Origin of the sequence: Citrobacter sp. Igbk 16 (genome assembly GCF_028069755.1) — a bacterium.
Taxonomy (GTDB): Bacteria; Pseudomonadota; Gammaproteobacteria; order Enterobacterales; family Enterobacteriaceae; genus Citrobacter.
The window spans coordinates 18,057-40,238 of the sequence record NZ_JANEWJ010000039.1; the positions used below are offsets into that span (position 1 = coordinate 18,057).

Below are 22,182 nucleotides of genomic sequence, written 5' to 3' on the forward strand. Positions count from 1 at the left end.
GTGTAACCTTACGTTTTACCATATAAGTGCTTTGTCTTACCGGTTGTACGTAGACGTATGTATTCAGAAAATCCAGCCCAAAAACCGGGCATGCGCAATATTTGACGCTGGACTCTTTTGGCATCCCGACACAATTCCAGATTATTCGTAGTCGATACGCCGCCCATGGAAAACTCCGACACTAAACCAGTCAGTTTTTTAAAAGCGAACCCCGATTTGTATAATTTTGCTGCCAGCGCATAATCCGATGATATTTTATATTGCAAATCATAATGCCAGGTTTGCAGGCCTGTCAGCGGGAAAAATATTGCCTGATGACTGGCTGGCAAACTGTGATAGATGTACCAACCGGGTTTAGCCCGGCGCGTCATTTTTTTACCATTACCAAAGTCCAGCAATGCATCGCCAATCACCATCGTTTTATCACTCTGCGTTTTTAACTGGCGGATAAAATGCGCAGAATCAGCGTGCAGAATATCTCCAGAGTTGAGAAAGAGTGCAAAACGCCCGCGCGCCATAGCTATCCCTTTATTCATTGCGTCGTAGAGACCGTTATCAGGCTCGCTGACAAAACGTAACTGGTGCTCTCCATTGAGATTCTCCAGGAACGCTGGCGTACCGTCTGTAGACCCCCCATCGATAACAATCCACTCAAAGCTGATATCGCTCGTCTGCGCAAGATGTGCTAGTGACGCGTGGGTTTTGACGATCCCGTCCAGATTGCGAAAAGCGACGGTGATAATACTCAGCAGCATGTAAATTACCTCGCGATATTCAGCGCCTTGCGCAAAATAAACGGACATACGATTAAAAAAGCGTATTCCGGACTAAATACTGAACCGGTGAAAAACAACGACAACGGTGTAAAAAGATAAAGTTGCACCCGATAATTCTGATTATCACCAAATGCATTCATCATCATCTTCGTTACTTTCCCCATGTACCACAGGGATAATATTACGGCGAACCACGAAAAATAGATAATTAACAGATACAAACCATTGTCTATCGTTTTACCTACATCTGCACCGTTAAAGATTCCGAATGATGCAACATATTCATAAAGTGAGCCAAATCGCACTACACCATCGATATTCAGTAATGAATACCCAACCATGACCAACGGCCCGACTATACGATAATACGATGAAGAACCTTCCGTACCTAAATCACCAAGACGCGTCGCAATGTAGGGGAAGGCAAATATCACACCCACCATAAACACACTCAGTGAGATAATCGCCAAGGGTAACTTCTTTTTTATCGCATCCTTATTCAGATACTGAAACGCCCACTCCAGTAGGTAAAACAATATAAATGTCATTACCCCAGAAAACGATCCTGACAATATCACCCCTGTCAGAATCATAGCATCGGTCCTGGGCGTTTTGATACCAAACTGTTTGATGCTGAGCCAAATTGAGATTAACGCCAGAGCGAAAAACGCGGGTTCAAAATAGAGTGCAGTGGTACGTTTTCCACCAAATTTAATAAAGTTCAGAACATAGCTATTGCTGTAAATAAGATATTTCGAAATAGCTTCCATTATACTGCTGCCACCACTGAGAATGATCTGTACCATTTCAACGGCAGCCAGACCGACCACTACCCCCACCACCAGCCAGAATAAACGTAAAATTTTAGGATAGTTATGAGGTGAAATGGTTTTGAAGCGAATGCTCCACACCATGCCAATAATGATCACGGTATAGTTAAACAACATGGCAGATGTTACATACTTGCTGGCATCCAGCGATTGGCCAAACAGGTAGTTAAACACCGTCAGGGCCCCGCCTACACCCAACGCAATCAACAGTTTTTTAATATTGATACGGTCGACAAACAGCAGTAGCAACAGTGGTAAAAAAGTGACAACGGTGACAGGGAAACTTTCACCCAATTGTGCAAGCTTGACGTTAACCAGCAGATAAAGCAGCGGTAACACCAGATAGCTACAGACCCTGATAGTACGAGACATATTCCTCCAGCATCTGTTGTCCGCTGTATGCTGTCCGACTCTGCTGGCTAAAGGTTGCCAGCGTGGTGCCAAATACCGCCTGTGCAATTTCTGATTTTTTAAGTTGTACCAAACGCAGAACATCCGCTTCACTGAACGTTTTACCGCCTGATTTTGCCAGCACTTCCTGTGCCGCCTCGCTGTGCGTGGCGATAACCGGTACACCGATAGAAAGCGCTTCGCATAAAATTAACGGGTAGTTATCAACCCGTGAACTGAACACCAGCCCATCCATCTGATTTAGCGCCCCCATCAAGGTTCGTTTGTCACTTTCAAACCCATGGTTGATGACGTTTGCTCCGGCAAACGGGGAAAACTTACCGAATGTATGCAGCTCTATTTTGTCCCCGAGCGCGATAAGCGCCTGAACCAGTTGCTGGCTGGTTTTACCGTCATAGCGCAAATCGTGGGCTACCACGGCAATTTTCGGTCTGCCCGGCGGTTCATACTGAACTGGCAAGTCAGCAAGAATCGCTTCCGTCGCCACATCAATACCGTTATTGATGATGTGACAACGCCCGGCACCGTACAGACTGTTAAATGCTTCCGCCACATGTTGACTGGGCGAGATAAACTGGCAGCCAAGCGCCAACATCATGCGAAACATTTGACGTTTGCCAGGCAGTTGCTGGTGTGCTTTATCAACGCTAACCGGGGGATAGTTGCTTAACGTTGGGCATTTCTGGCAGCCCGTTTTCCAGCCTTCGCAACCATCGGTAAAGGCGCAGCGTCCGGTAACACTCCAGTGATCGTGCAGCGTCCAGACAAAGGTGATATCGGGCTTATGTGCCTTCACCTTTTGGCAAAACGCCACCACCTCTTCGAGATTCAGCCAGTAACTGTGCAGCACATGGAAATGCAGAACCAGCGGGCCCGCAGTGCGGGTGATCGTGCGGTACATACTGTCGAGGTTGCCAAACAGATCGCGGTTTGCGAGGCGAAACAGCGCAATATTCGCCGCCGACGTTAAACGCGGCGCATGTTTAATCACGTGTGGATAATTCCCGTGACTGGCGCTTTTCTTGCCTCCTTTGCCATAACCGTATACAAACCTCGACGACCACCCTTTTTCCTGCGCGCGCAGGTGTAAATCCAGCGCGACCCCGGCTGCCCCGCCTTCGGCAAGCCGAACATTAAATTGCAGAATATTCATTGCATTACCTTCGCTCTCACATGTTGACTCAGCATACTTAGCGTCCTCGCAGACCGTCAGCCAGGCGCTTACCGTTGCGTATGGAAAGCAGCGTCAGCAATGTGCGCCAGTTCATCCGCTTGTTACGAATCTGATAAAGGGTAAACAGCTGATATTTTTTACTCGCCCGGTCAAATTTACCTTTGTGCTTGCGATAGAACTGGAAATAACCGGAGAACTTATGTGGAGAGGAAGTAATGCGCATCTCGCCGTGATTCACATGCAGGATCTGCGTCGCCTCTTTTACCTTCCAGGGTTTACCGTAGGCCACCACCATGCGCAGAAAAATGTCGTAGTCCTGAGCGGCTTTTAACGTGGTATCAAACAGGCATGCTTTGAAACGCCACGCCCAGCTAAAGACCTGATTGCCAATGATATTTCGTTTGTAGAATCGGCGTCGTGAGTACATCGACTTCGGATACAACGGCAGACTGGCTGGCTGTGAATAAACCTCACCTTCACAGACATAATCATCAGCGTAGAGAAAAGCGTGCGTCACCAGTTGATGACGAGACTGAAGGAATGTGCTCAGGCGATTCGGCGTCCACTCATCGTCATCATCAATTCCCGTAATGTACTGCCCACTGGCCTGCATGATCGCCTGATTGCGTACCGCGCACGCGCCGGAGTTAATAGCGTTATGCGTATAGCTCACGCGTGGATCGTTTAACGCCTCAACAAACTGTTGCAGCTGCTCATACTCTGAAGAGCAATCATCGACAATGATCATTTCCCAGTGGCTATAGTCCTGGCGCAGCACCGATTTAATCGCCCGGATAGCTAACTGCTGGCGGTTCCAGGTTGGCATATAAATAGAAATTAGTGGGTTGTCTGTCGTCATTTTTTTGTCCCAGATAAAGTTGCCAGATGGCGCTACGCTTATCAGGCCTACATTCGATATGCGTTGCTGTTAGTTATCTATTTCGAATCCGACGTGTATTCGTATTCGTAGTAACCGTAATCCTGATACCCGCTGGCGCGCCGGAAGATGGAGTTGAGGATCACCCCTTTCACCTGAATACCGTTTTGCTCGAAGCGACTCAGACTGGTTTCCACCTCTTTCAGCGTGTTGACCGCGTAACGCGCCACCATCAGCGTGGTTCCGACGTGACGACCAACGATGGCCGCATCGGTCACGGCCAGTATTGGCGGCGTATCGATCAGCACCAGGTCATAGTTTGCGCTAGCCCAGGTCATCAACTCGCCAAAGCGCTCGCTCATCAGCAGTTCTGAAGGATTAGGAGGAACCTGCCCGCGAGGGACCAGGTCAAAATGTGTAATTGAAGTCGGTTTTGCGCAGGCGGGAATGTCACCCTTGCCGCTAAGAATCTCAGACAGACCGTTGACGTTATTGGTCCCGAGCAGCTCATGGGTATAGCCTTTACGCATATCACAGTCGATCAGCAGCACGCGCTTGTCGGTCTGACTGATAACCGCAGCCAGGTTGGCACAGACAAACGTTTTGCCGATCGACGGGCTGACCCCGGTAAGCATCAGCACATTATTACGTGATTGCATCATGGCGAAGTGCAGGCTGGTACGCAGGCTGCGCACCGCTTCTATTGCCAGGTCAGTCGGATTACCTACCGCCAGCAACTGGCTCTGCTTATAGCGCTTAACGCCTTTAATGGTCTGCACGTTATCACGGGCTTTTTGCCATTCTGACAAGGGAATGCTGGCATACACGCTGATGCCGTGCTCTTCAAGCACCTGTGGGCTTTCAATACCGCGATTAAACAGCGACCGCAGCAGCACGCCAACCACTGAAAGCATCAAGCCAAGAAGGATACTGCCGAGGATAATCAGCGCCGTTTTTGGTTTCAGGACACCGGGTTGGGCAATGGCGGGATCGACAATGCGCACATCGCCAACCGTACTGGCTTCCGTGATCTTCAGCTCCTGCTGTTTATTCAGCAATTGCATATAGACCTGCTGGCCGGACTCCACGTCACGCGTCAGGCGGACAATTTCCTGCTGCGTTTTCGGCATCGCCGTCACGCGCCCGTTCAGCTTGTTTTTTTCATCCTCCAGTGCCTGGCGTTTTTCCAGCAACGTGCGGTACGCCGGGTGCACTTTGGTGAACAGTTTGGAGATTTCTGCTTCTTTAAAAGTCAGTTCATTTAACTGGGCATCAATATTGACCATCGAGTCCAGCACCGCTTTGGCCTCCAGCGGCAAATCAACGGAGTCTTTATCCTGACGAAATGCATTCAGCTTGTTTTCGGCAACGTCCAGACGGTTGCGCACCTCTGGCAATTGTTTTGCCAGAAATGCCAGACTTTTGGCGGCCTCTTCAGATTTACGCTCCACATTTTGTTGCAGATAGTTGCGGGTAATACTGTCGAGGATCTGGCGGATTTGCTCACGATTTTCTCCCGTGAAGGTCAGACTCAGCACCCCGGTATCTTTACCTGTTTCCGTCACCATCAGGTTATTTTGCAGATTGTTGATCGTGCCAAGCGTGGGGAACTTACTGACGGTAAATTCGCTACCCGGACTGGCATGAATTGCCTCAACCCGCATCGATACACCGTCATGGTTCAGCAACTGCCCAACCTGACCACGCGCGCTAAAACCGCCGTCACTCACCAGTTGATAACTTTTATCGTTCAGTACACTCAACGTGAAGGTCTGTTCATTCATTGACGTTGGCAAGGTGAAAGTCGTCACATTGACCGTTTCATTCTGGCGGCCCATCAGCCGGTCCCAGCCGGCACCAAAAAGAGGAAATGAATCTTTGGTGACGGAAATGTCCAGGTTGAGATCGTCTACCGTTTTGCCCAATACCCGTCGTGACTGAATAAGCTGAATTTCCGCTTCAGAAGCAGGTGGCTTGCTGGATAACGCCGAGCCAATATCCTGGACTAACGAGTTTCCGGTATTTTGTTCAATTTGCACCAGCGCATCGGCACTGTAGATCGGCGTGGCAAACAGGGTGTAGACCGCCGCACACAGCGCAAATGCGGCAGTTATGCCCAGTACCCACCAGCGTGCTTCGACTACTGTCCCAACCAGACGTCCGATATCGATTTCATCGTTGCCTGTTACCGACGTTGCAGACTGTTTTTCTTTTTCTGTCATTATTTTCCCTGCTCCGCATTCAGTGCCTGAGCCCATTGGTGGGCAGACCGCTCAAGTAGCGCATACACCGCATCAAATGCATCGCGGCTTTTACGATACGGGTCGGGTATTTCGCGTTCGCTGTCCCAATGGCCGAACAGCATCACTTTGCCACGCATCTCCGGCACCATTTCACACAACGCCGTGATATGACGTTTTTCCATGGTCAGGATCAGGTCATATTCCCGGCACATCCGTCCCGAGATCTGCCGCGCACAATGATTTTCCAGCGACAAGTTATGTGCCTGAGCCACACTAATGGCACACGGATCAGCGCCCTTGCCTACCAGCGCGCCGAGGCCAGCGGAAGACACCGTCAACGCCGGATCAAATTGCCTTAACAAGCGCTCTGCCGTCGGAGAGCGGCAAATGTTCCCTACGCAGACAACTAATATTTTGTTAAACATGATGATTACCAGTTGTGAAGGTCGCTGGCCGTATCCGTCATGTAACGAACACCGCTAATGGTCGGCAGCAACTGATTGATCAAACGGTTCCAGCGAGCAACCGGCGCGGTCGTGACATACACCACATCGTAAGGCTGAAGTCGGAAAGAGGTCGCCATCACCAACGATGTCGCATCGGACATATCAAGCTGGTAGATATTGGCGATCTTGCCGTTATGCCCACCCTCGCCTTTTATTGGACGAATAACGAAGATGCCGCTGGCATTGGATGTGGTCAGGTCGATGCCCTCCGCATTGCCCAGCGCTTCGGTGAGCGTCATACCGCTGAAATCCATCTTGAGGGTGCTCTGTTTTTTCACTTCGCCCATCACGAACACTTTCAGGTCGTCATTTCTCGGGACAAACAAAATATCGCCAGGATAGAGCAGACGGTTCTGGCTTAGATCGCCATTTTGCATTAGCGCTTGCAGAGAAATTCGCTGCTCCTGCCCTTTGTGAGTCAGCACAACGTTGCGCCAGTCGGCCTCTTCAGTGAGGCCGCCTGCGGCATTAATAGCATCGAGGATGGTAAGAGGTACGTTGGTGATGGCCTGTTGACCGGATTTATTCACCTGCCCGGAGACATATGCCTTTTGCGAGCGGAATGCGGCGATATTAACGTCCACCTGCGGGTCCGCGATGTACTTCGCTAAGCGCCCGGTAATATCACTACGAATTTCTGCCAACGTTTTTCCCACCACGCTAACTTTGCCAATGTAGGGATAAAACATCGTGCCGTCAGGCTGTACCCAGTTTCCCGTATCGCTTGAGCTACGATACTGTCCCGCTGGCGTGGTGAGTTCGGGATGATCCCATACGGTGACATTCAGGACATCACCGGGTCCGACCCGGTACTGATACCCGGAGATCTCCTGATCCAGCGACATATTAGGTTGAGCAACATTCGGTCGCGGACGCAATTGCTCAACCAGTCGTGGGGTAAGCGGATAAACATTCACCATCCGGTTGATATCAAAATCGGCATCCTGCTGCTTAATCACATCTTTGCCCATGGTAGACATATTGCTGCCCGGAAGCACGGTACAACCGTTGATCAATATTACCGACACCAATACTGGTATCAATTTAAGTTTGGATTTCATCATTGATTATTTATCACTTTGGCAGAGTCATTATCACGTGCGTTTTAAATAGCGATTACGCCTGTTTGCATTTACCTTGCCGTTAATTGAATAGGAATTTAACTGGCATCAGTCCTAAAAAAAATGAATTCATCTGCAGTCTCTTGACAGAATAATTTAGGTTTATCATCAGGCGACCAGGCACGCTACCGCCCCTGGCTTCATTAGCTACCAATGCACTGATTAATTTATATTTTTACCATCCTCGCAATTTTCATCATATTCATAGCATCTACCCATCAGAAATAGCATGGTGCGATACTGGCAACATATTTCTCTTTTGATTATTACGGGAAGAATTGTTGCAGCTAACCGAATAGCAGGCAAGATAACAAGTCCTGAAACATAGCCTTTTAAGATTAATATTAAGCGTGAGATGTGTATATTTTTAGGATTTTATTGATGTTGACAATGTTAATATATAAATATCCAGTCTGCGATATTTCCTAAATATAAGTGGATAAATAAAACCATTTCGTGCAGATACCTTCAGGCTATTCTCTCCCTCCTATCCTGATATAAACGGAAGAGAAATCCCTTCTCGCCATTGCATTTTTCGTCGATTTTACCCATGATCGAATTGTGACAATTGTCATATAACTATAGGTATAGCATTTACTATGGAATGGATTGCCGATCCGTCAATCTGGGCCGGACTCGTCACGCTAATCGTGATAGAACTCGTTCTTGGCATTGATAATCTTGTTTTTATTGCCATCCTCGCGGAGAAACTCCCTCCAGCCCAGCGGGATAAGGCGCGTATTACCGGGCTACTACTGGCGATGGTTATGCGCCTGCTACTGTTGGCGTCAATATCATGGCTGGTGACGCTGACCACACCTCTGTTCAGCATTCGGGACTTCAGCTTCAGTGCCCGCGACCTGATTATGCTATTTGGCGGCTTCTTCCTGCTGTTCAAAGCGACGATGGAGCTTAACGAAAGGCTGGAAGGGAAAGACAGCGACAATCCCACCCAGCGTCGGGGTGCGAAATTTTGGGGCGTGGTCGCGCAAATAGTGGTACTGGATGCCATTTTCTCACTGGACTCGGTGATCACCGCGGTTGGCATGGTTGATCATCTGGCCGTCATGATGGCGGCGGTGATTATTGCCATCAGCCTGATGATGCTGGCCAGCAAATCGTTGACCCGCTTTGTTAACAGCCACCCAACTATCGTTATCCTGTGCCTGAGCTTCCTGCTGATGATTGGTTTCAGCCTGGTCGCGGAAGGCTTTGGTTTTCGCATACCGAAAGGCTATCTGTACGCGGCTATCGGCTTCTCGGTCATGATAGAAGCCCTGAACCAGCTGGCTATTTTTAACCGTCGTCGTTTTCTGTCGGCTAACCACACGTTACGCCAGCGTACCGCCGAGGCAGTGATGCGCCTGATAAGCGGTCAAAAAGAAGATGCCGAGCTGGATGCCGAAACTGCCGCCATGTTGGCGGATCATCATGAAGGTCAGATTTTTGCACCACAAGAACGGCGGATGATTGAGCGCGTACTGAACCTTAATCAGCGAACCGTCAGCAGCATCATGACGTCACGCCATGATATCGAGCACATTGATCTCAATGCGCCGGAAGCAGAAATTCGCACACTACTGGAGAAAAACCAGCATACGCGTCTGGTCGTAACCGGAGAAGATGAACAGGAAGAACTGCTCGGTGTGGTGCATGTGATTGACCTTCTGCAACAGTCGCTGCGTGGCGAACCACTCGATTTGCGTGTCTTACTTCGCCAGCCGTTGGTATTCCCGGAAACCCTGCCGCTCCTTCCGGCGCTGGAGCAGTTCCGTAATGCCCGTACGCACTTCGCTTTTGTGGCCGATGAGTTTGGTTCGGTGGAAGGCATCGTGACGCTGAGCGACGTGATGGAAACCATCGCGGGTAACTTGCCAAATGAAGTCGAAGAGATCGACGCTCGTCATGATATTCAGAAAAATGCCGATGGGTCGTGGACGGCAAACGGTCATATGCCGCTGGAAGACCTGGTGCAGTATGTCCCGATCCCATTAGATGAGAAACGTGAGTATCACACCATCGCCGGGTTGTTAATGGAGTATCTGCAGCGCATCCCGAAAACCGGAGAGGAAGTACAGGTTGGAGACTATTTGCTGAAAACCTTGCAAGTAGAAAACCATCGGGTGCAGAAAGTCCAGTTGATACCACTGCGCAGTGAAGAAGAGATGGATTACGAGGTATAAGCGATATGCCGGATGGCGCTAAAGCGACATCCGGCAATAGAGATCAGAGTTTATCCAGCAGCTTTTTAACATCTTTGCCGTTGCGAGAGTCTTTGTTGCGATCGGCCCAGTCGTTCAATCGACGTTTTGCTTCATCCTGCATATGCTTACGCAAGAGTTGGTCCACCTGCAGGTTATAGTTTAACGACTGCCACTTGCCATAGACCCTGAGCGGAACCGGAGTCGCTTTGAGGAAATCGATCAATTTGCTTTCCCCATTCCATCCGCCCAGCACACGTACGTTAAACTGAGTATCACAATTTTGCTCAACCAGATCTAACGTGCCCTTACCCGAAAGCGCCAGCATGGCGGACTGCCCTTCCATGTTATCCAGCGTAACCTTGCCGTTATCCAGCGTCAGATCGGTCACAAAGCGATCCAGCCGCGTCGCATTATCCAAATCCTGTTGTGAACTTGCACTGCCGCCGCTACGTTCAACCGCCTGTTGCACCAGTTGCTGGAAGTTCATGCCTTCCATACGCGTGCCGCTCATCTCAACATTGGCCTGTCCTTGCCAGCTGTGACGAAATGCCTGCGCATCAATGTCAGAGCCCGAAAAATCGCCAGTCAGTGACAGCTTGCCAGTAAGGGCAATCGGATAGTCAAAGGCTTTCAGGATAGTGCCGATTTCTACGCCTTCCAGCCGTGGGTGAAAGACTGCCCGTGGAGAGCCTTTTCTGGCATCCAGCGAGCCAGGAAGCGAGATCAACCCACCGTCACTTTTTCCCTGTAACTCATTGATATTCAGCAAGCCAGCCTGGTTGACGATTTTTGCAGAAACATTATCAAATGCCATTTTCCGCCAGAGAACTTTATCCGCCTGTAGTGCAATATTGGCGGAAAATCCTTGCAGCCCCTGATAAGAGACGGCATCAACCTGCGAGGCAATGACCGGTCGCGCCAGTGTAGACTGGCTCTGACTCTGCTGTGCCCCGGTATCTGTCGCCGCCAGAGCGTCATGCTGTACGATCAGGTTATCCAGGTTGAGCTGGCCGAATTTCAGATCGACGTCCCATGCGGGTTTCTCCGCCAGCGTCACCTGAGCTTGCCCGGCGAGTGAACTGTCATTCGCCGTTAAGTTAATCTGAGTAAAAGCGAGCTGTTTTTTCTCTTCCTGCCACCGAGCCTGAAGCTGCCCCTGGCCGCGGATCCCCTGCGGCGGCAAGTCAGCGCCCTGTAACTGCCAGCTTAGCTGCTCAATGTTAGCGACTAAATCATGCGGATAGTCAGACGCATCAACAGCACCGCTGATGGACAACGTCAGGTCGCGCTGGTCGCGGTTAACGCGACCGGTGAAATCGAACGTTCCGCGATGCTGGGCATCCTGTTCCATATTCAGGTGAATATCACGAACCGTTATCTGTTCATCATCTTCATGCTGGAATACCAGAACGCTGTCAGCCACGCGCAGGCGAGCGATATCAAACGACCATCCACGATCTTCTGCCAGATCCGGCAGTGTATTATCTTTTGGCGCAACAGGGGCATCGACTCCGCGCACAGCCTCGGTTTCAGGTGTGAGTTGAATCACCGCGCCTTTGAGCATGACTTGCTTTACGCTGAGTTGGTGGCTCAGCAACGGCCACAAGGCGACGTCCAGACGCATATTGTCGGCACGAACCAGCGGTTCGCTGGCACCTTCAGCCGTTAGCACCATGCGCCCGGAGAGAATGCTCAACTGGGGCCACACGTGCCAGCGCAGAGGACCATCCAACTGCAGTTGATATCCGCTACGCGCAGCAACTTGCTTCACCATGTATGCGCGGAAATCGTTCGGATTCACCAACAATACTAACGCAGAGAAACCGGCCACCAGCACGACCAGAAGAATCATCAGCGTCGTCAGAAATCGTCTCATGCTATCCCCAATGGACTGAAAAACACTCAGTCTTTATCGATCCGGCTGGCTACCGCGCCCTGCTGATCGCGATACTTCGCATCCTGGCGGCGGTTGTAAGGTCGCGCTGCCGGGCCGGAAAGCGGTTCGAAGCTCAGTGCACCAATCGGCATACCGGGGCGCAGCGCCAACGGTAATTTTCCTGAGTTGTAAAATTCCAGCACGATGCAGCCCGACCAACCCGGATCAATACGGTGTGCCGTAACGTGTACCATCAGGCCCAGACGTGCCAGCGAAGAACGGCCGTCTAACCAGCCAACAAGGTCGGAAGGCAGCGTTACGGATTCGAACGTTACCGCCAGCGCTAATTCACCCGGGTGCAGGAAAAACGCTTCACCGTCTTTGAGGACAATTTCATCACTCATTACGCGGTCAAGCGCAGCGCTGACCTCATCCTTCGGCCCGCTCAAATCAATATACGCCGCCGTATGACCGCGGAACGTACGAAATTTGTTTCCAAGACGCACATCTACCGTTGCGCCGTTGATACGCTCGACAGGAGGACGTGGATTGATCGACAGACGACCTTCATCCAACCAGGCTTCAATATCTCGGTCACATAAACGCATGGCACTTTCTCCTTTCGTGCTTCAACCCCTTAATGCCAGGCGCGTTAAGGGTGAACCAGGTTATCACTGAACGGTACACAATTCGCTGAACTTATTCAAAGAACTGACTGATTTTCGCCTTCAGAATATCGATAGCAATGCGATTTTTACCCCCGCGAGGCACGATGATATCGGCGTATTGTTTTGAAGGCTCAATAAATTGCAGGAACATCGGACGTACGGTTTTTTGGTATTGCGCCATCACCGAATCCATTGAACGACCACGTTCATTCACATCCCGCTTGATACGGCGCATCAGGCAAATATCCAACGGCGTATCAACAAAAATAGAGAAGTTCATTTCATCACGCAAACGCGCATCCGTCAGCAACAAAATGCCTTCCAGAATAATGACTTTCTTGGGTTCAATATGAATAGTTTCTTGTGTGCGCGTGTGTTCAACATAGCTATAAACGGGCAATTCAATGGCGGAACCACGTTTAAGTGTTTGCAGATGCTGAAACAGCAAACTGTGATCCATCGCGTTCGGATGGTCGTAGTTCGTTTTTACGCGTTCTTCCATCGACAGATGGCTTTGATCTTTGTAATAGCTGTCTTCGGGAATAACGCCAATATGTTCGTCACCGACTTGTTCACGCAATTCGCGATAAAGGGTGCTGGCAATAAGACTCTTGCCGGAAGCCGATGCGCCGGCAATGCCGATAATGACGCACTGATGGGACTGATCAGTCATAAATTTAGCGACCTGATTAACCTGGATGTAAGGAAGGGCGGCGTCGAAACGCCAAACGCGGCAATTATAGGGATTTCAGCAGCGCGATGCCAGCCCAGGCTGCACCAATGCTTTCCCTGTCGCAAATTAAAACGGTTAATTTTAAAGCAGGCTCAAGTTTTATTCACCCGCCTTAGGAATTAATGGCTTGAGCGTGTTAATTTATGAGCAACTGGCGTATAAATTGTAAATTATTTGTACTAGCATAAACGAAGATTAAACGTGATGCGGCTGGTAACTCTGCTGGCCGACATCGGCTATTTGGGTAAAGTGGTAATGAGTAAACAATTCCAACATGTTTTAGTTACCCTACCCCATCCTCTGCTGCGCCTGGCCAGTTTAGGTCTGGTAGCATTTATCTTTACGCTATTCTCGCTGGAACTGTCGCGTTTCGGTACTCAACTGGCACCGCTTTGGTTTCCAACCTCAATTATGATGGTGGCGTTTTACCGCCATGCGGGGAAAATGTGGCCTGGGATAGCGCTGGCATGCTCATTCGGCAGTATCGGCGCGTCTTTGCTGTTTTTTCCTGGCGGTTCGCTTAACTACACTTATACGACCATCAACATTATTGAAGCGGTCGCCGGCGCGATGTTGTTGCGCAAACTGCTACCCTGGTACAATCCCTTACAGAATCTGAATGACTGGGCGCGATTGGCGTTGGGTAGCGCCGTCATTCCACCGCTGTTAGGTGGTGTACTGATGTGGCTACTGCTCCCAGAGGGAACCTCGTTAAATACGTTTCTCATTTGGGTGCTTTCCGAATCCATCGGCGCGCTGGCGCTGGTGCCATTGGGTCTGTTATTCAAGCCTCATTATCTGCTGCGCCACCGCGATCCACGCTTACTGCTTGAGACCCTCATCACGCTGCTCATCACTTTAACGTTCAGTTGGCTCTCCATGATGTACGTGCCGTGGCCGTTTACCTGCGTCATTGTGTTGCTGATGTGGAGCGCCGTCCGTTTGCCACGTATGGAAGCATTTTTAATTTTCCTCAGCACCGTCATGATGGTCTCTCTGATGCTGGCTGCCAACCCATCGCTGCTCTACGCCCCAAAAACGAATGTGATGACCAGTATTCCGTGGCTGCCGTTTTTGATGATTCTGTTGCCAGCCAACATGATGACTATGGTGATGTACGCATTTCGGGCCGAGCGAAAACACATCTCTGAAAGCGAATCGCGTTTTCGTAATGCAATGGAATATTCCGCGATTGGCATGGCGCTGGTCGGTACCGAAGGGCAGTGGTTACAGGCAAACAAGGCGCTGTGTCAGTTTCTTGGCTACAGTCAGGATGAACTGAGAGCGCTGACCTTCCAGCAACTCACCTGGCCGGAAGATCTGAATAACGACCTCGAACAACTCGGCATGTTGGCCCGTGGTGAAATCAATAGCTACTCCATGGAAAAGCGCTATTACACGCGCGCAGGCGAAGTCGTCTGGGCATTGCTGGCCGTTTCGCTGGTACGCCACAGCGACAACACCCCGCTCTACTTTATTGCTCAGGTCGAAGACATAAACGACCTGAAACACACCGAGTGGATGAATAAGCGGCTGATGGAGCGCATCACCCTCGCCAACGAAGCGGGCGGTATCGGTATCTGGGAGTGGGAACTGCAACCCGATGTGATCAGTTGGGATAAGCGCATGTTCGATCTCTATGAAGTCCCGCCGCATATCAAACCCAGTTGGCAAGTCTGGTACGAGTGCGTCGTACCAGAAGATCGCGAGCATGCTGAAAATGTGATTCGCGACTCTCTGGCCGCACGAATTCCCTTTAAGCTCGAATTTCGTATTGCAGTACGTGACGGCGTGCGACACATCCGCTCGTTGGCTAACCGGGTACTGAATAAAGACGGAGAAGTTGAACGCTTACTCGGCATCAATTTGGATATGACCGAAGTGAAGCAACTCAACGAAGCGTTGTACCAGGAAAAAGAGCGCCTGCACATCACGCTGGACTCAATCGGCGAAGCGGTGATTTGTATTGATGTCGACATGAACGTGACCTTTATGAACCCGGTTGCCGAGAAGATGAGCGGCTGGCAGCAGGACGACGCGATAGGTATTCCGTTACTGACAGTGCTGCGTATTACCTTTGGCGATAACGGCCCGTTGATGGAAAACATCTACAGTGCCGATATGTCGCGAACTGCCATAGAGCAGGAGGTGGTTCTGCATTGCCGTAACGGCAGCAGTTACGACATTCAGTACAGCATTACGCCACTCAGTACCCTTGACGGCGGCAGCATTGGCTCCGTGCTGGTCATTCAGGATGTCACCGAGTCGCGTAAGATGTTACGCCAACTGAGCTACAGCGCGTCGCACGATGATCTCACCCATCTTGCTAACCGGGTCAGCTTTGAAAACCATCTGAAACAATTGCTGCAAGCCGTACACGATACGCATCAACGTCATGTTCTGGTCTTTATCGATCTGGATCGGTTTAAAGCCGTGAACGATAGCGCGGGCCATGCTGCAGGCGATGCCCTGCTGCGCGAACTGGCTTCTCTGATGCTCAGCATGCTACGTACCAGCGATGTACTGGCGCGTCTCGGTGGCGATGAATTCGGCCTGTTGCTGCCAGATTGCAACATCGAAAGCGCACGCTTTATCTCTGGCCGTATTATCAGCGCCATCAACGAGTATCAGTTCATGTGGGACGGCCGTCTGCACCGCATAGGTGCCAGTGCGGGTATTACGCTGATCGATGAGAAAAATCATGTCGCGACTGAGGTTATGTCCCAGGCGGATATCGCCTGCTATGCCGCCAAAAACAGCGGACGTGGCCGGGTCTGCGTGTATGAGCCTCAGCAAAGTCAGACGCACACCTCACGGGAACTGCTATCGTTTGATGAACAGAAGCACATTATTGCGCACAACCCGATGCTCATGATCGCCCGGGGTGTGGCCTCTCCACGCATTCCTGAGACATTCAGCTTCTGGCTACTCTCACTGCGTCTGGGAACAGAGGACGGTGATGTTATCGAAGAGCATATCTTCCGTACCGGACTTGTTGACCCTGCGCTTAATCATGCGCTTGACCGCCGGGTTTTTAACGAATTTTTCCAGCATGCAGCGACGGCTATTGCCAGTAAGGGACTCAGTATTGCCCTTCCCCTTTCTGCCGCCGGACTGTTGAGTACCGAACTTGTGGATGAACTGCTAGAACAGTTGCAACGTAGCCCGCTACCACCACGATTATTACACCTGACCATTCCAGCCGGAGTGATGAAATCGCATCCAGCTCAGAGCCTATCGGCCATTCAGCGGCTTCGTCACGCGGGTTGTCGGATTATTTTAAGCCAGGTTGGGCGCGACTTAGAGATCTTTGAAAACCTGAAGTTTCACACCGTCGATTACCTGTTACTCGATAGTGATATCAGCGCCAGTGTTCACGGCAACCTGATGGATGAAATGTGGGTTTCTATTATCCAGGGCCATGCACAGCGTCTGGATATCAAAACGATCGCCGGCCCCGTGCAAATGCCGCTTATTATGGACGCACTTTCTGGTATCGGTATCGATATGATCTACGGCGACATCATTGCTGATGCTCAGCCGTTGGATCTGCTACTCAATACCAGCAACTTCGCTATCAACTGACGGCTGCCACCCTTCCGTATACCAGATATGCAATAACGCATAGGAGCGCCACGGCTTCCAGCGCTCGGCATAACGCCGGATCTGGGCTGGCGTCATGCCCGGAAAGCGTTGTTTAATCAAATAGTCGTCAGGGAGAAAAACATCTTTCGCCTGCCAACCGCGTAGCGCGAAATAATTGGCAGTCCAGCGCCCTATACCGGGAAACGTTTGTAGGTACTTTACGCCTTGCTCAATATCGGCTGGTGCAACCGATGCAAGCCTTCCGGTAAGCGTTGCTCGTGCCAGATGAATGAGCGCTTCGGCGCGTTTGAGCGGCATCCCTAAGGCTTTCAGGTGCAAAGGATCAGCAGCAGCCAGCGCTTGTGGTGTGGGAAAACACACATACTCAGGCGCGTCATCAAGCCTGTCACCGTAGGCGTGTACAACTTTCGCGGTCAGTTTTGCCGCCATGGCAACGCTCACTAACTGGCCTAATATCGCCCTCACACCTTGTTCAAAAGCATCGACAGAGCCGGGTAGCCGCAAGCCAGGACGCGCTGCGCCCAGGCTGCCCAGAGCGTTAACAATATGCTGTGGACAGCAGCCAAGATCGAACAACCGCTCAATTTTAGCCAGGCATTCTGGCGCAACGGGCTGTAAACCTGGACTTAACCTGACCTGAAGCTGGTGTGTCTTCAGGTCAGGCACTACCCTCACCAGCCCGCGATACTCACCGATTGCCAGGCTCCTGGCGTAATACAACTCCCCGACGGTTTCGACACCCTCCACCGCACGGGCGGCAAGAAACCCTAGCATCCAGGACCAGTCATAAGGCGGCTGCCAGCTTAGTGTTAACATTCAGGTTCCCTTTTTAGTTAAACCTACAGCATAAACGGTATTCAATCGATACGCCTTGCTTTCATATTCCAGTTGTCGGGGCGGCAACATTTCGCTAAAGTCACGCCCCTTCTTCACGGGCATGGGGATTTTTACGGTGTTTATTGGTTTTGACTACGGTACGGCAAACTGTTCAGTAGCCGTAATGCGTGACGGGCAGCCACACCTGCTCAAAATGGAAAATAACAGCACGTTACTGCCCTCAATGCTTTGTGCGCCTACGCGTGAAGCGGTGAGCGAATGGTTGTATCGCCATCATGATGTCCCCACGACGGATGCCGAAACACAGGCGCTACTGAGTCGTGCGATGCGTTATAACCGCGATGAAGACATCGATGTTAGCGCCAATAGCGTGCAGTTTGGTCTGGCATCACTGGCGCAATACATTGACGATCCGGAAGAGGTTTACTTTGTTAAATCGCCAAAATCATTCCTGGGTGCCAGCGGCCTGAAGCCGCAGCAGGTTGCGCTATTTGAGGATTTGGTCTGCGCGATGATGCTGCATATTCGCAATCAGGCGCAAAACCAGCTACCGGAAGCGATCACCCAGGCCGTTATCGGTCGCCCGATCAACTTCCAGGGGTTAGGCGGTGATGATGCCAACGCCCAGGCGCAGGGTATCCTTGCGCGTGCGGCAAAGCGTGCTGGTTTTCAGGATGTTGTTTTTCAGTACGAACCGGTAGCCGCGGGTCTGGATTTTGAAGCAACCTTGCAGGAAGAAAAACGCGTATTGGTGGTGGATATCGGCGGTGGTACCACTGACTGTTCCTAGTCGGTAAAGCATGTACACCACAATGAGGGGTTACTTAGTACCTGTCATCACGGCGACACGTGCACCAATCGTACCGTTCTTGTTAACGATGTAGATCGGTTGCGGTGCTGCCAAAAAATACTGCACTGTGTAGTTTGTGAGTATAAAACCATGCTCTGTAGAACCGTCATTGTTGACGATTACACAGCCATTTTTACACTGCAAAAACACCAAATCACTACCCGCCGTAATATAATCGGCAAGGTTGATTACACCATTTGGTTCTATAATAATATCTGGATAACTATTCTTCATATCTTATTTCCCTGTGAATTTAATAGTAAATGTTTGTGCTGGTTTGGTGTTGGGTAAGCCCTCATATTCACTTGTAACTGTGAACGTTAGAACACCCGATTCATACGCGTAAATATTCCCCGCACTGCTAATATTTGGTTCCATTGCCCCTGGCTTATCAGGTGTCCATATCTTATTACTATATCTAGCATAGAAATATAAACTATGTCGTGCATCGCTTGGGTATGCATCTACACGTTCCATCATATAGTTAACACCGAAGGGCATTTCTGCTGGTGGTGCTTTAAACGTACATGAATAAGAATATACGTTTGCAGTCGCATAATGATAAAATACTGTATCATCAAAGTTTGTAACTTTAATACCAATACCGAATACTTTAGACATTGCCGTATCTTCTAAAAGATCGAATGTACCTGTATATGGGTTTAGGTTTATAACTGGTTCGTTATATGCTGGGTTGTTATGGGGGATGTACTCGACTGAACGTGGAGTAGCCCCAATTGGTAATAATTCCATACGCCCCATAGTACAGCCACGCATACCAAAGCAGAAGTTATTACGCACGTAATAATTCATGTTTACGGCTTTACCTGCAACACTGTTCGGCAATACATTAATATTCATAACCTTTTCGATAATAACACCACGGAATGAAACTGTTAGAATAGCGTCAAAAGTCTGGATATATGTATTGGTTGGTACATGAATAAAATCATCCTCATCGAATATAAATCCTTGGCGTGATGTACTGCGACTAATACCAATTAAGTTTTTTGGTATGATGTAGTTTAGATTCCATCTTAACAGTGTAAAATCGCCTTCCCTGATCCACGCTATTTCTACATAGTTAATATCTAATACTTTATCTAGTACCCAATCGCTAGTAATTTCAAACGATGTACCACTAAAGAAGTTAGTTACTTTACATGTAATGGTAACAGTACCAATTTTGTGAATATTAAATGTGCCGTCCTGATTAAAATCAAGTACAGAAGAATCCGAACTACTAAACTCATAGGTGCAATATGTTGCATCATCTGGAGTTAATTTTACTGCGGGTTGGGGGTTGTTTTTAGTGCCGATGAATAAGAATTCAGGCGTGATGATTTCACCACCTGTAGCATCGACGGTAGGATGTGTGCCTGATTCATCACCAGTTAATGAATATAAAATATTAACTTTAGATTCATATGGTGAATTGTTCGTTAGCACAACAAAAGAGCCATTAGCATGAATGGGGGTATTGTTTACTAACGCAACACCATCACTTTTATCTAATGAATCTGTAGAAAACGAACACAATACACCATCACATGATTGTAAGTATGCAGGTACTGGTAAAGGTACATTAATACTATTGTTAGGTTTTATTGCATAAGTTTTAATTGAATTTGACATTATGACGTCCTTATGTTAAGGGGACATAAGCCCCCTTTTATTTTGCTTTTAACATTCCCTTTATTTCGGAAATGTCACTTTTTATTTCTGAAAGTTCCCTAACCATTTCATAAAGAACATCTACATCCTTTTCAGTATTTGTAAGACGTGTTTCTAAAACTGCTAGATCACTTTCAATTTCTCCGATTCTCCGCTCCGCATCGATGATAACTCTTCGATGGGAATTGAAAAGACGAATTACTATCCCAAGGCCAGCTAAAATTAGACCCCCTATCGCTATATAGTCCATTTTTTCTTCCTTATATTTTATTATTTTACATTCCACCCAGCATTAACTTTAGAAGAGTAAAGATCTCACCTAGTGGTAGAGAAAACAGTACAATCCCAAATGCATCAAGTACGGGGATTAGAACATAGTTCCATAGAATGACAACACCGAATACGAAAAACATAAAGTTACGACCATTAAAACCTTTCTTGATTTCTTCACGGTTCGTTTCATTAGTTTCTTCTATTTGTAGTGTCTCTTTACTTTTTTCTTTTTCATTTTTATTCTGAAAAAAAGATAATCCAGATTTTATTAGTTCTACAATAATCGTAATCATTCCTTTATACCTGCTACTACGATCCAAACGTATGTACCTTTAACAAAAGCTCGCTCGTGACTTAGTACAATTACTTCTAGATTGAGATCTTTCATACTCCATTCTATGACTTCACCAATTTCTAATTGTTGGGGTGTGGTGAAAGCAATATTCATAATGTACTGTACCGAATCATTTAATTCATGATTCTTTAGTATCTTCTTAAGTTTCTTATTTCCCAAAAACCCCCGCTGAAATGGTAATGAATTCATCATTGGAGTTACATTATCTACTAAGATATATGGGGTTTGTTCCCCATAGTGTTCTTTCATAATTTCAATCATCTATTATTCCTTGTGCTAAATTCACCTCGTATCCCATTAATCACAATATTGATTTTTCTTTCGGCATTATCATACCAATCAAAAATTATCTTACGTGTCTTGGGTGTTTTAACTGCTATTACGCGGTCATCTTTTTTACGGGTATCAATTATACGTTTAGTCCCTTTATGTTCTACTACTTTATATTTACCAGATTTAAGATTACTTTTAAGTCCCGTAATGTTCTTTTGTTTGGTTAATTTTGCATCACTGGTGGGGATAAACTTATCAATGTTTTCCTTTTCCACTAGAACACCATATAGATACTGTGCCTGAATATCTTTAACCATCATTGTTACGGTTACACCCGTAGCACGTTTATTGAAGAAAGTAAGCATTGCATTACCACTAAATGGCACTACACCACCCTCTGCTGCTTGGTTAATCCCCAGTTGCATTTCACGTGATACCTGACGCAATTCATTTATCAATGTACTGGAAAACTCATTATTCATTTGTTTTCCTTCTCGGTTGATATAGTTCTGTACTTCCTTAATTCCTTTTACATATTTCCTAGCCATTCTTCTATAGTCCTTATAATCCCCTTAAGTTTACGTTTCTGTGTAGTGTTGGGAATACGGCATTTATTCATCATTGCCATATTCAAAATATTATCATCCAGTGAATGAGCTAATATTAGAAAAGATTCTACATAGTTCGCTTCTGTCATGTTCTCAAAACCCCATAGAATAGTACGGGTATAATCCATTCCAGAATCAATCATCTTTTGTACTTTCTTAGATGAAGTTTTATATTCCCGCCAACCATTTTCTTTTTCAAGCCCTGTTAGTTTTGTTGAAACTTTTACACCTTTCCATATCTGCTTCACTCCGATGTAAAATGAACCATCCTCAAACTGAAACAAATA

General features: G+C 48.4%; 20 protein-coding genes and 1 pseudogene. 3 read left to right on the forward strand and 18 right to left on the reverse strand.

Annotation, left to right across the window (positions count from 1 at the left end):
* Nucleotides 1-8: 8 nt before the first annotated feature.
* From wcaE to NNO03_RS20025, 7 genes are all read right to left on the reverse strand, one after another.
* The gene (wcaE, locus tag NNO03_RS19995) at nt 9-755 is read right to left on the reverse strand and encodes a colanic acid biosynthesis glycosyltransferase WcaE (RefSeq protein WP_271450335.1); all 747 of its coding nucleotides are present in this window, start codon (nt 753-755) and stop codon (nt 9-11) included.
* A 5-nt stretch (nt 756-760) separates the two neighbouring features.
* Nucleotides 761-1,978 (reverse strand): colanic acid polymerase WcaD, encoded by a 1,218-nt coding sequence (wcaD, locus tag NNO03_RS20000; RefSeq protein WP_271450336.1) that lies wholly within the window; start codon nt 1,976-1,978, stop codon nt 761-763.
* Nucleotides 1,953-3,170 carry a colanic acid biosynthesis glycosyltransferase WcaC gene (gene wcaC / locus NNO03_RS20005; RefSeq protein WP_271450337.1) on the reverse strand — a complete coding sequence of 406 codons (1,218 nt, stop codon included), beginning with the start codon at nt 3,168-3,170 and terminating at the stop codon, nt 1,953-1,955. Before wcaC ends, wcaD begins: the two co-directional genes overlap by 26 nt.
* A gap of 37 nt (nt 3,171-3,207) precedes the next feature.
* Complete coding sequence (wcaA, locus tag NNO03_RS20010; RefSeq protein WP_271450338.1) at nt 3,208-4,050, reverse strand: colanic acid biosynthesis glycosyltransferase WcaA; 843 nt, start codon at nt 4,048-4,050, stop codon at nt 3,208-3,210.
* Nucleotides 4,051-4,127: 77 nt separating this feature from the next.
* Nucleotides 4,128-6,290 carry a tyrosine-protein kinase Wzc gene (gene wzc / locus NNO03_RS20015; RefSeq protein ID WP_271450339.1) on the reverse strand — a complete coding sequence of 721 codons (2,163 nt, stop codon included), beginning with the start codon at nt 6,288-6,290 and terminating at the stop codon, nt 4,128-4,130.
* Nucleotides 6,290-6,736 (reverse strand): low molecular weight protein-tyrosine-phosphatase Wzb, encoded by a 447-nt coding sequence (gene wzb, locus NNO03_RS20020; RefSeq protein ID WP_271450340.1) that lies wholly within the window; start codon nt 6,734-6,736, stop codon nt 6,290-6,292. Before wzb ends, wzc begins: the two co-directional genes overlap by 1 nt.
* Nucleotides 6,737-6,741: 5 nt before the next feature.
* Nucleotides 6,742-7,881 carry a polysaccharide export protein gene (locus NNO03_RS20025; RefSeq protein WP_271450341.1) on the reverse strand — a complete coding sequence of 380 codons (1,140 nt, stop codon included), beginning with the start codon at nt 7,879-7,881 and terminating at the stop codon, nt 6,742-6,744.
* A 656-nt stretch (nt 7,882-8,537) separates the two neighbouring features.
* Here NNO03_RS20025 and NNO03_RS20030 point away from each other — a divergent pair.
* Complete coding sequence (locus NNO03_RS20030) at nt 8,538-10,121, forward strand: TerC family protein (protein WP_115643577.1); 1,584 nt, start codon at nt 8,538-8,540, stop codon at nt 10,119-10,121.
* A gap of 43 nt (nt 10,122-10,164) precedes the next feature.
* Here the strand turns inward: NNO03_RS20030 and asmA are convergent, their stop codons facing one another.
* The 3 genes from asmA to udk form a co-directional block, all read right to left on the reverse strand.
* On the reverse strand, nt 10,165-12,018 hold the full coding sequence (asmA, locus tag NNO03_RS20035; protein ID WP_271450342.1) for an outer membrane assembly protein AsmA: 1,854 nt from the start codon (nt 12,016-12,018) through the stop codon (nt 10,165-10,167).
* A 26-nt stretch (nt 12,019-12,044) separates the two neighbouring features.
* Nucleotides 12,045-12,626, reverse strand: a complete 582-nt coding sequence (dcd, locus tag NNO03_RS20040) for a dCTP deaminase (RefSeq protein ID WP_003036774.1) — start codon at nt 12,624-12,626, stop codon at nt 12,045-12,047.
* Between the two features lie 91 nt (nt 12,627-12,717).
* A complete protein-coding gene (gene udk / locus NNO03_RS20045) occupies nt 12,718-13,359 on the reverse strand; it encodes a uridine kinase (RefSeq protein WP_005128328.1) in 642 nt (213 codons plus the stop codon).
* A gap of 315 nt (nt 13,360-13,674) precedes the next feature.
* Between udk and NNO03_RS20050 the strand changes: the two genes are divergently transcribed.
* Nucleotides 13,675-17,004 carry a diguanylate cyclase gene (locus tag NNO03_RS20050; protein ID WP_271450353.1) on the forward strand — a complete coding sequence of 1,110 codons (3,330 nt, stop codon included), beginning with the start codon at nt 13,675-13,677 and terminating at the stop codon, nt 17,002-17,004.
* On the opposite strand, the gene alkA is transcribed toward NNO03_RS20050, so the two are convergent.
* Nucleotides 16,972-17,841: a DNA-3-methyladenine glycosylase 2 gene (gene alkA, locus NNO03_RS20055; protein WP_271450343.1), complete on the reverse strand. Its 870-nt coding sequence runs from the start codon at nt 17,839-17,841 to the stop codon at nt 16,972-16,974. The two genes, NNO03_RS20050 and alkA, sit on opposite strands and share 33 nt — an antisense overlap.
* A 136-nt stretch (nt 17,842-17,977) precedes the next feature.
* On the opposite strand from alkA, the pseudogene yegD reads away from it, so the two are divergent.
* A pseudogene (gene yegD, locus NNO03_RS20060) lies at nt 17,978-18,649 on the forward strand (molecular chaperone); the annotation flags it as partial.
* Between the two features lie 33 nt (nt 18,650-18,682).
* Here the strand turns inward: yegD and NNO03_RS20065 are convergent.
* From NNO03_RS20065 to NNO03_RS20095, 7 genes are all read right to left on the reverse strand, one after another.
* A complete protein-coding gene (locus tag NNO03_RS20065) occupies nt 18,683-18,946 on the reverse strand; it encodes a hypothetical protein (protein ID WP_271450344.1) in 264 nt (87 codons plus the stop codon).
* Nucleotides 18,947-18,949: 3 nt separating this feature from the next.
* Nucleotides 18,950-20,347 carry a hypothetical protein gene (locus NNO03_RS20070; RefSeq protein WP_271450345.1) on the reverse strand — a complete coding sequence of 466 codons (1,398 nt, stop codon included), beginning with the start codon at nt 20,345-20,347 and terminating at the stop codon, nt 18,950-18,952.
* A gap of 37 nt (nt 20,348-20,384) precedes the next feature.
* A complete protein-coding gene (locus tag NNO03_RS20075) occupies nt 20,385-20,636 on the reverse strand; it encodes a hypothetical protein (RefSeq protein WP_271450346.1) in 252 nt (83 codons plus the stop codon).
* Nucleotides 20,637-20,661: 25 nt separating this feature from the next.
* Entirely contained in the window at nt 20,662-20,952 is a 291-nt protein-coding gene (locus tag NNO03_RS20080) for a hypothetical protein (RefSeq protein ID WP_271450347.1), read from the reverse strand.
* Nucleotides 20,949-21,275 (reverse strand): hypothetical protein, encoded by a 327-nt coding sequence (locus NNO03_RS20085; protein ID WP_271450348.1) that lies wholly within the window; start codon nt 21,273-21,275, stop codon nt 20,949-20,951. The genes NNO03_RS20080 and NNO03_RS20085 overlap by 4 nt, the downstream gene beginning before the upstream one ends.
* Nucleotides 21,272-21,835 (reverse strand): hypothetical protein, encoded by a 564-nt coding sequence (locus NNO03_RS20090; RefSeq protein ID WP_271450349.1) that lies wholly within the window; start codon nt 21,833-21,835, stop codon nt 21,272-21,274. Before NNO03_RS20090 ends, NNO03_RS20085 begins: the two co-directional genes overlap by 4 nt.
* Nucleotides 21,817-22,182, reverse strand: a 366-nt coding sequence (locus NNO03_RS20095; RefSeq protein ID WP_271450350.1) for a hypothetical protein, incomplete at its 5' end; no start/stop codon positions are given. The genes NNO03_RS20095 and NNO03_RS20090, both read right to left, overlap by 19 nt.

Excerpts from the sequence above, each read along its gene's own strand:
- asmA (WP_271450342.1), bottom strand. The coding sequence starts at position 12,018 with ATGAGACGATTTCTGACGACGCTGATGATTCTTCTGGTCGTGCTGGTG.
- wcaA (WP_271450338.1), bottom strand. The coding sequence starts at position 4,050 with ATGACGACAGACAACCCACTAATTTCTATTTATATGCCAACCTGGAAC.
- NNO03_RS20030 (WP_115643577.1), top strand. The coding sequence starts at position 8,538 with ATGGAATGGATTGCCGATCCGTCAATCTGGGCCGGACTCGTCACGCTA.
- wcaD (WP_271450336.1), bottom strand. The coding sequence starts at position 1,978 with ATGTCTCGTACTATCAGGGTCTGTAGCTATCTGGTGTTACCGCTGCTT.
- wzb (WP_271450340.1), bottom strand. The coding sequence starts at position 6,736 with ATGTTTAACAAAATATTAGTTGTCTGCGTAGGGAACATTTGCCGCTCT.
- NNO03_RS20075 (WP_271450346.1), bottom strand. The coding sequence starts at position 20,636 with ATGGACTATATAGCGATAGGGGGTCTAATTTTAGCTGGCCTTGGGATA.
- NNO03_RS20080 (WP_271450347.1), bottom strand. The coding sequence starts at position 20,952 with ATGATTACGATTATTGTAGAACTAATAAAATCTGGATTATCTTTTTTT.
- NNO03_RS20025 (WP_271450341.1), bottom strand. The coding sequence starts at position 7,881 with ATGATGAAATCCAAACTTAAATTGATACCAGTATTGGTGTCGGTAATA.
- alkA (WP_271450343.1), bottom strand. The coding sequence starts at position 17,841 with ATGTTAACACTAAGCTGGCAGCCGCCTTATGACTGGTCCTGGATGCTA.
- dcd (WP_003036774.1), bottom strand. The coding sequence starts at position 12,626 with ATGCGTTTATGTGACCGAGATATTGAAGCCTGGTTGGATGAAGGTCGT.
- wcaE (WP_271450335.1), bottom strand. The coding sequence starts at position 755 with ATGCTGCTGAGTATTATCACCGTCGCTTTTCGCAATCTGGACGGGATC.
- wzc (WP_271450339.1), bottom strand. The coding sequence starts at position 6,290 with ATGACAGAAAAAGAAAAACAGTCTGCAACGTCGGTAACAGGCAACGAT.
- NNO03_RS20085 (WP_271450348.1), bottom strand. The coding sequence starts at position 21,275 with ATGATTGAAATTATGAAAGAACACTATGGGGAACAAACCCCATATATC.
- wcaC (WP_271450337.1), bottom strand. The coding sequence starts at position 3,170 with ATGAATATTCTGCAATTTAATGTTCGGCTTGCCGAAGGCGGGGCAGCC.
- NNO03_RS20090 (WP_271450349.1), bottom strand. The coding sequence starts at position 21,835 with ATGGCTAGGAAATATGTAAAAGGAATTAAGGAAGTACAGAACTATATC.
- NNO03_RS20065 (WP_271450344.1), bottom strand. The coding sequence starts at position 18,946 with ATGAAGAATAGTTATCCAGATATTATTATAGAACCAAATGGTGTAATC.
- udk (WP_005128328.1), bottom strand. The coding sequence starts at position 13,359 with ATGACTGATCAGTCCCATCAGTGCGTCATTATCGGCATTGCCGGCGCA.
- NNO03_RS20070 (WP_271450345.1), bottom strand. The coding sequence starts at position 20,347 with ATGTCAAATTCAATTAAAACTTATGCAATAAAACCTAACAATAGTATT.
- NNO03_RS20050 (WP_271450353.1), top strand. The coding sequence starts at position 13,675 with ATGAGTAAACAATTCCAACATGTTTTAGTTACCCTACCCCATCCTCTG.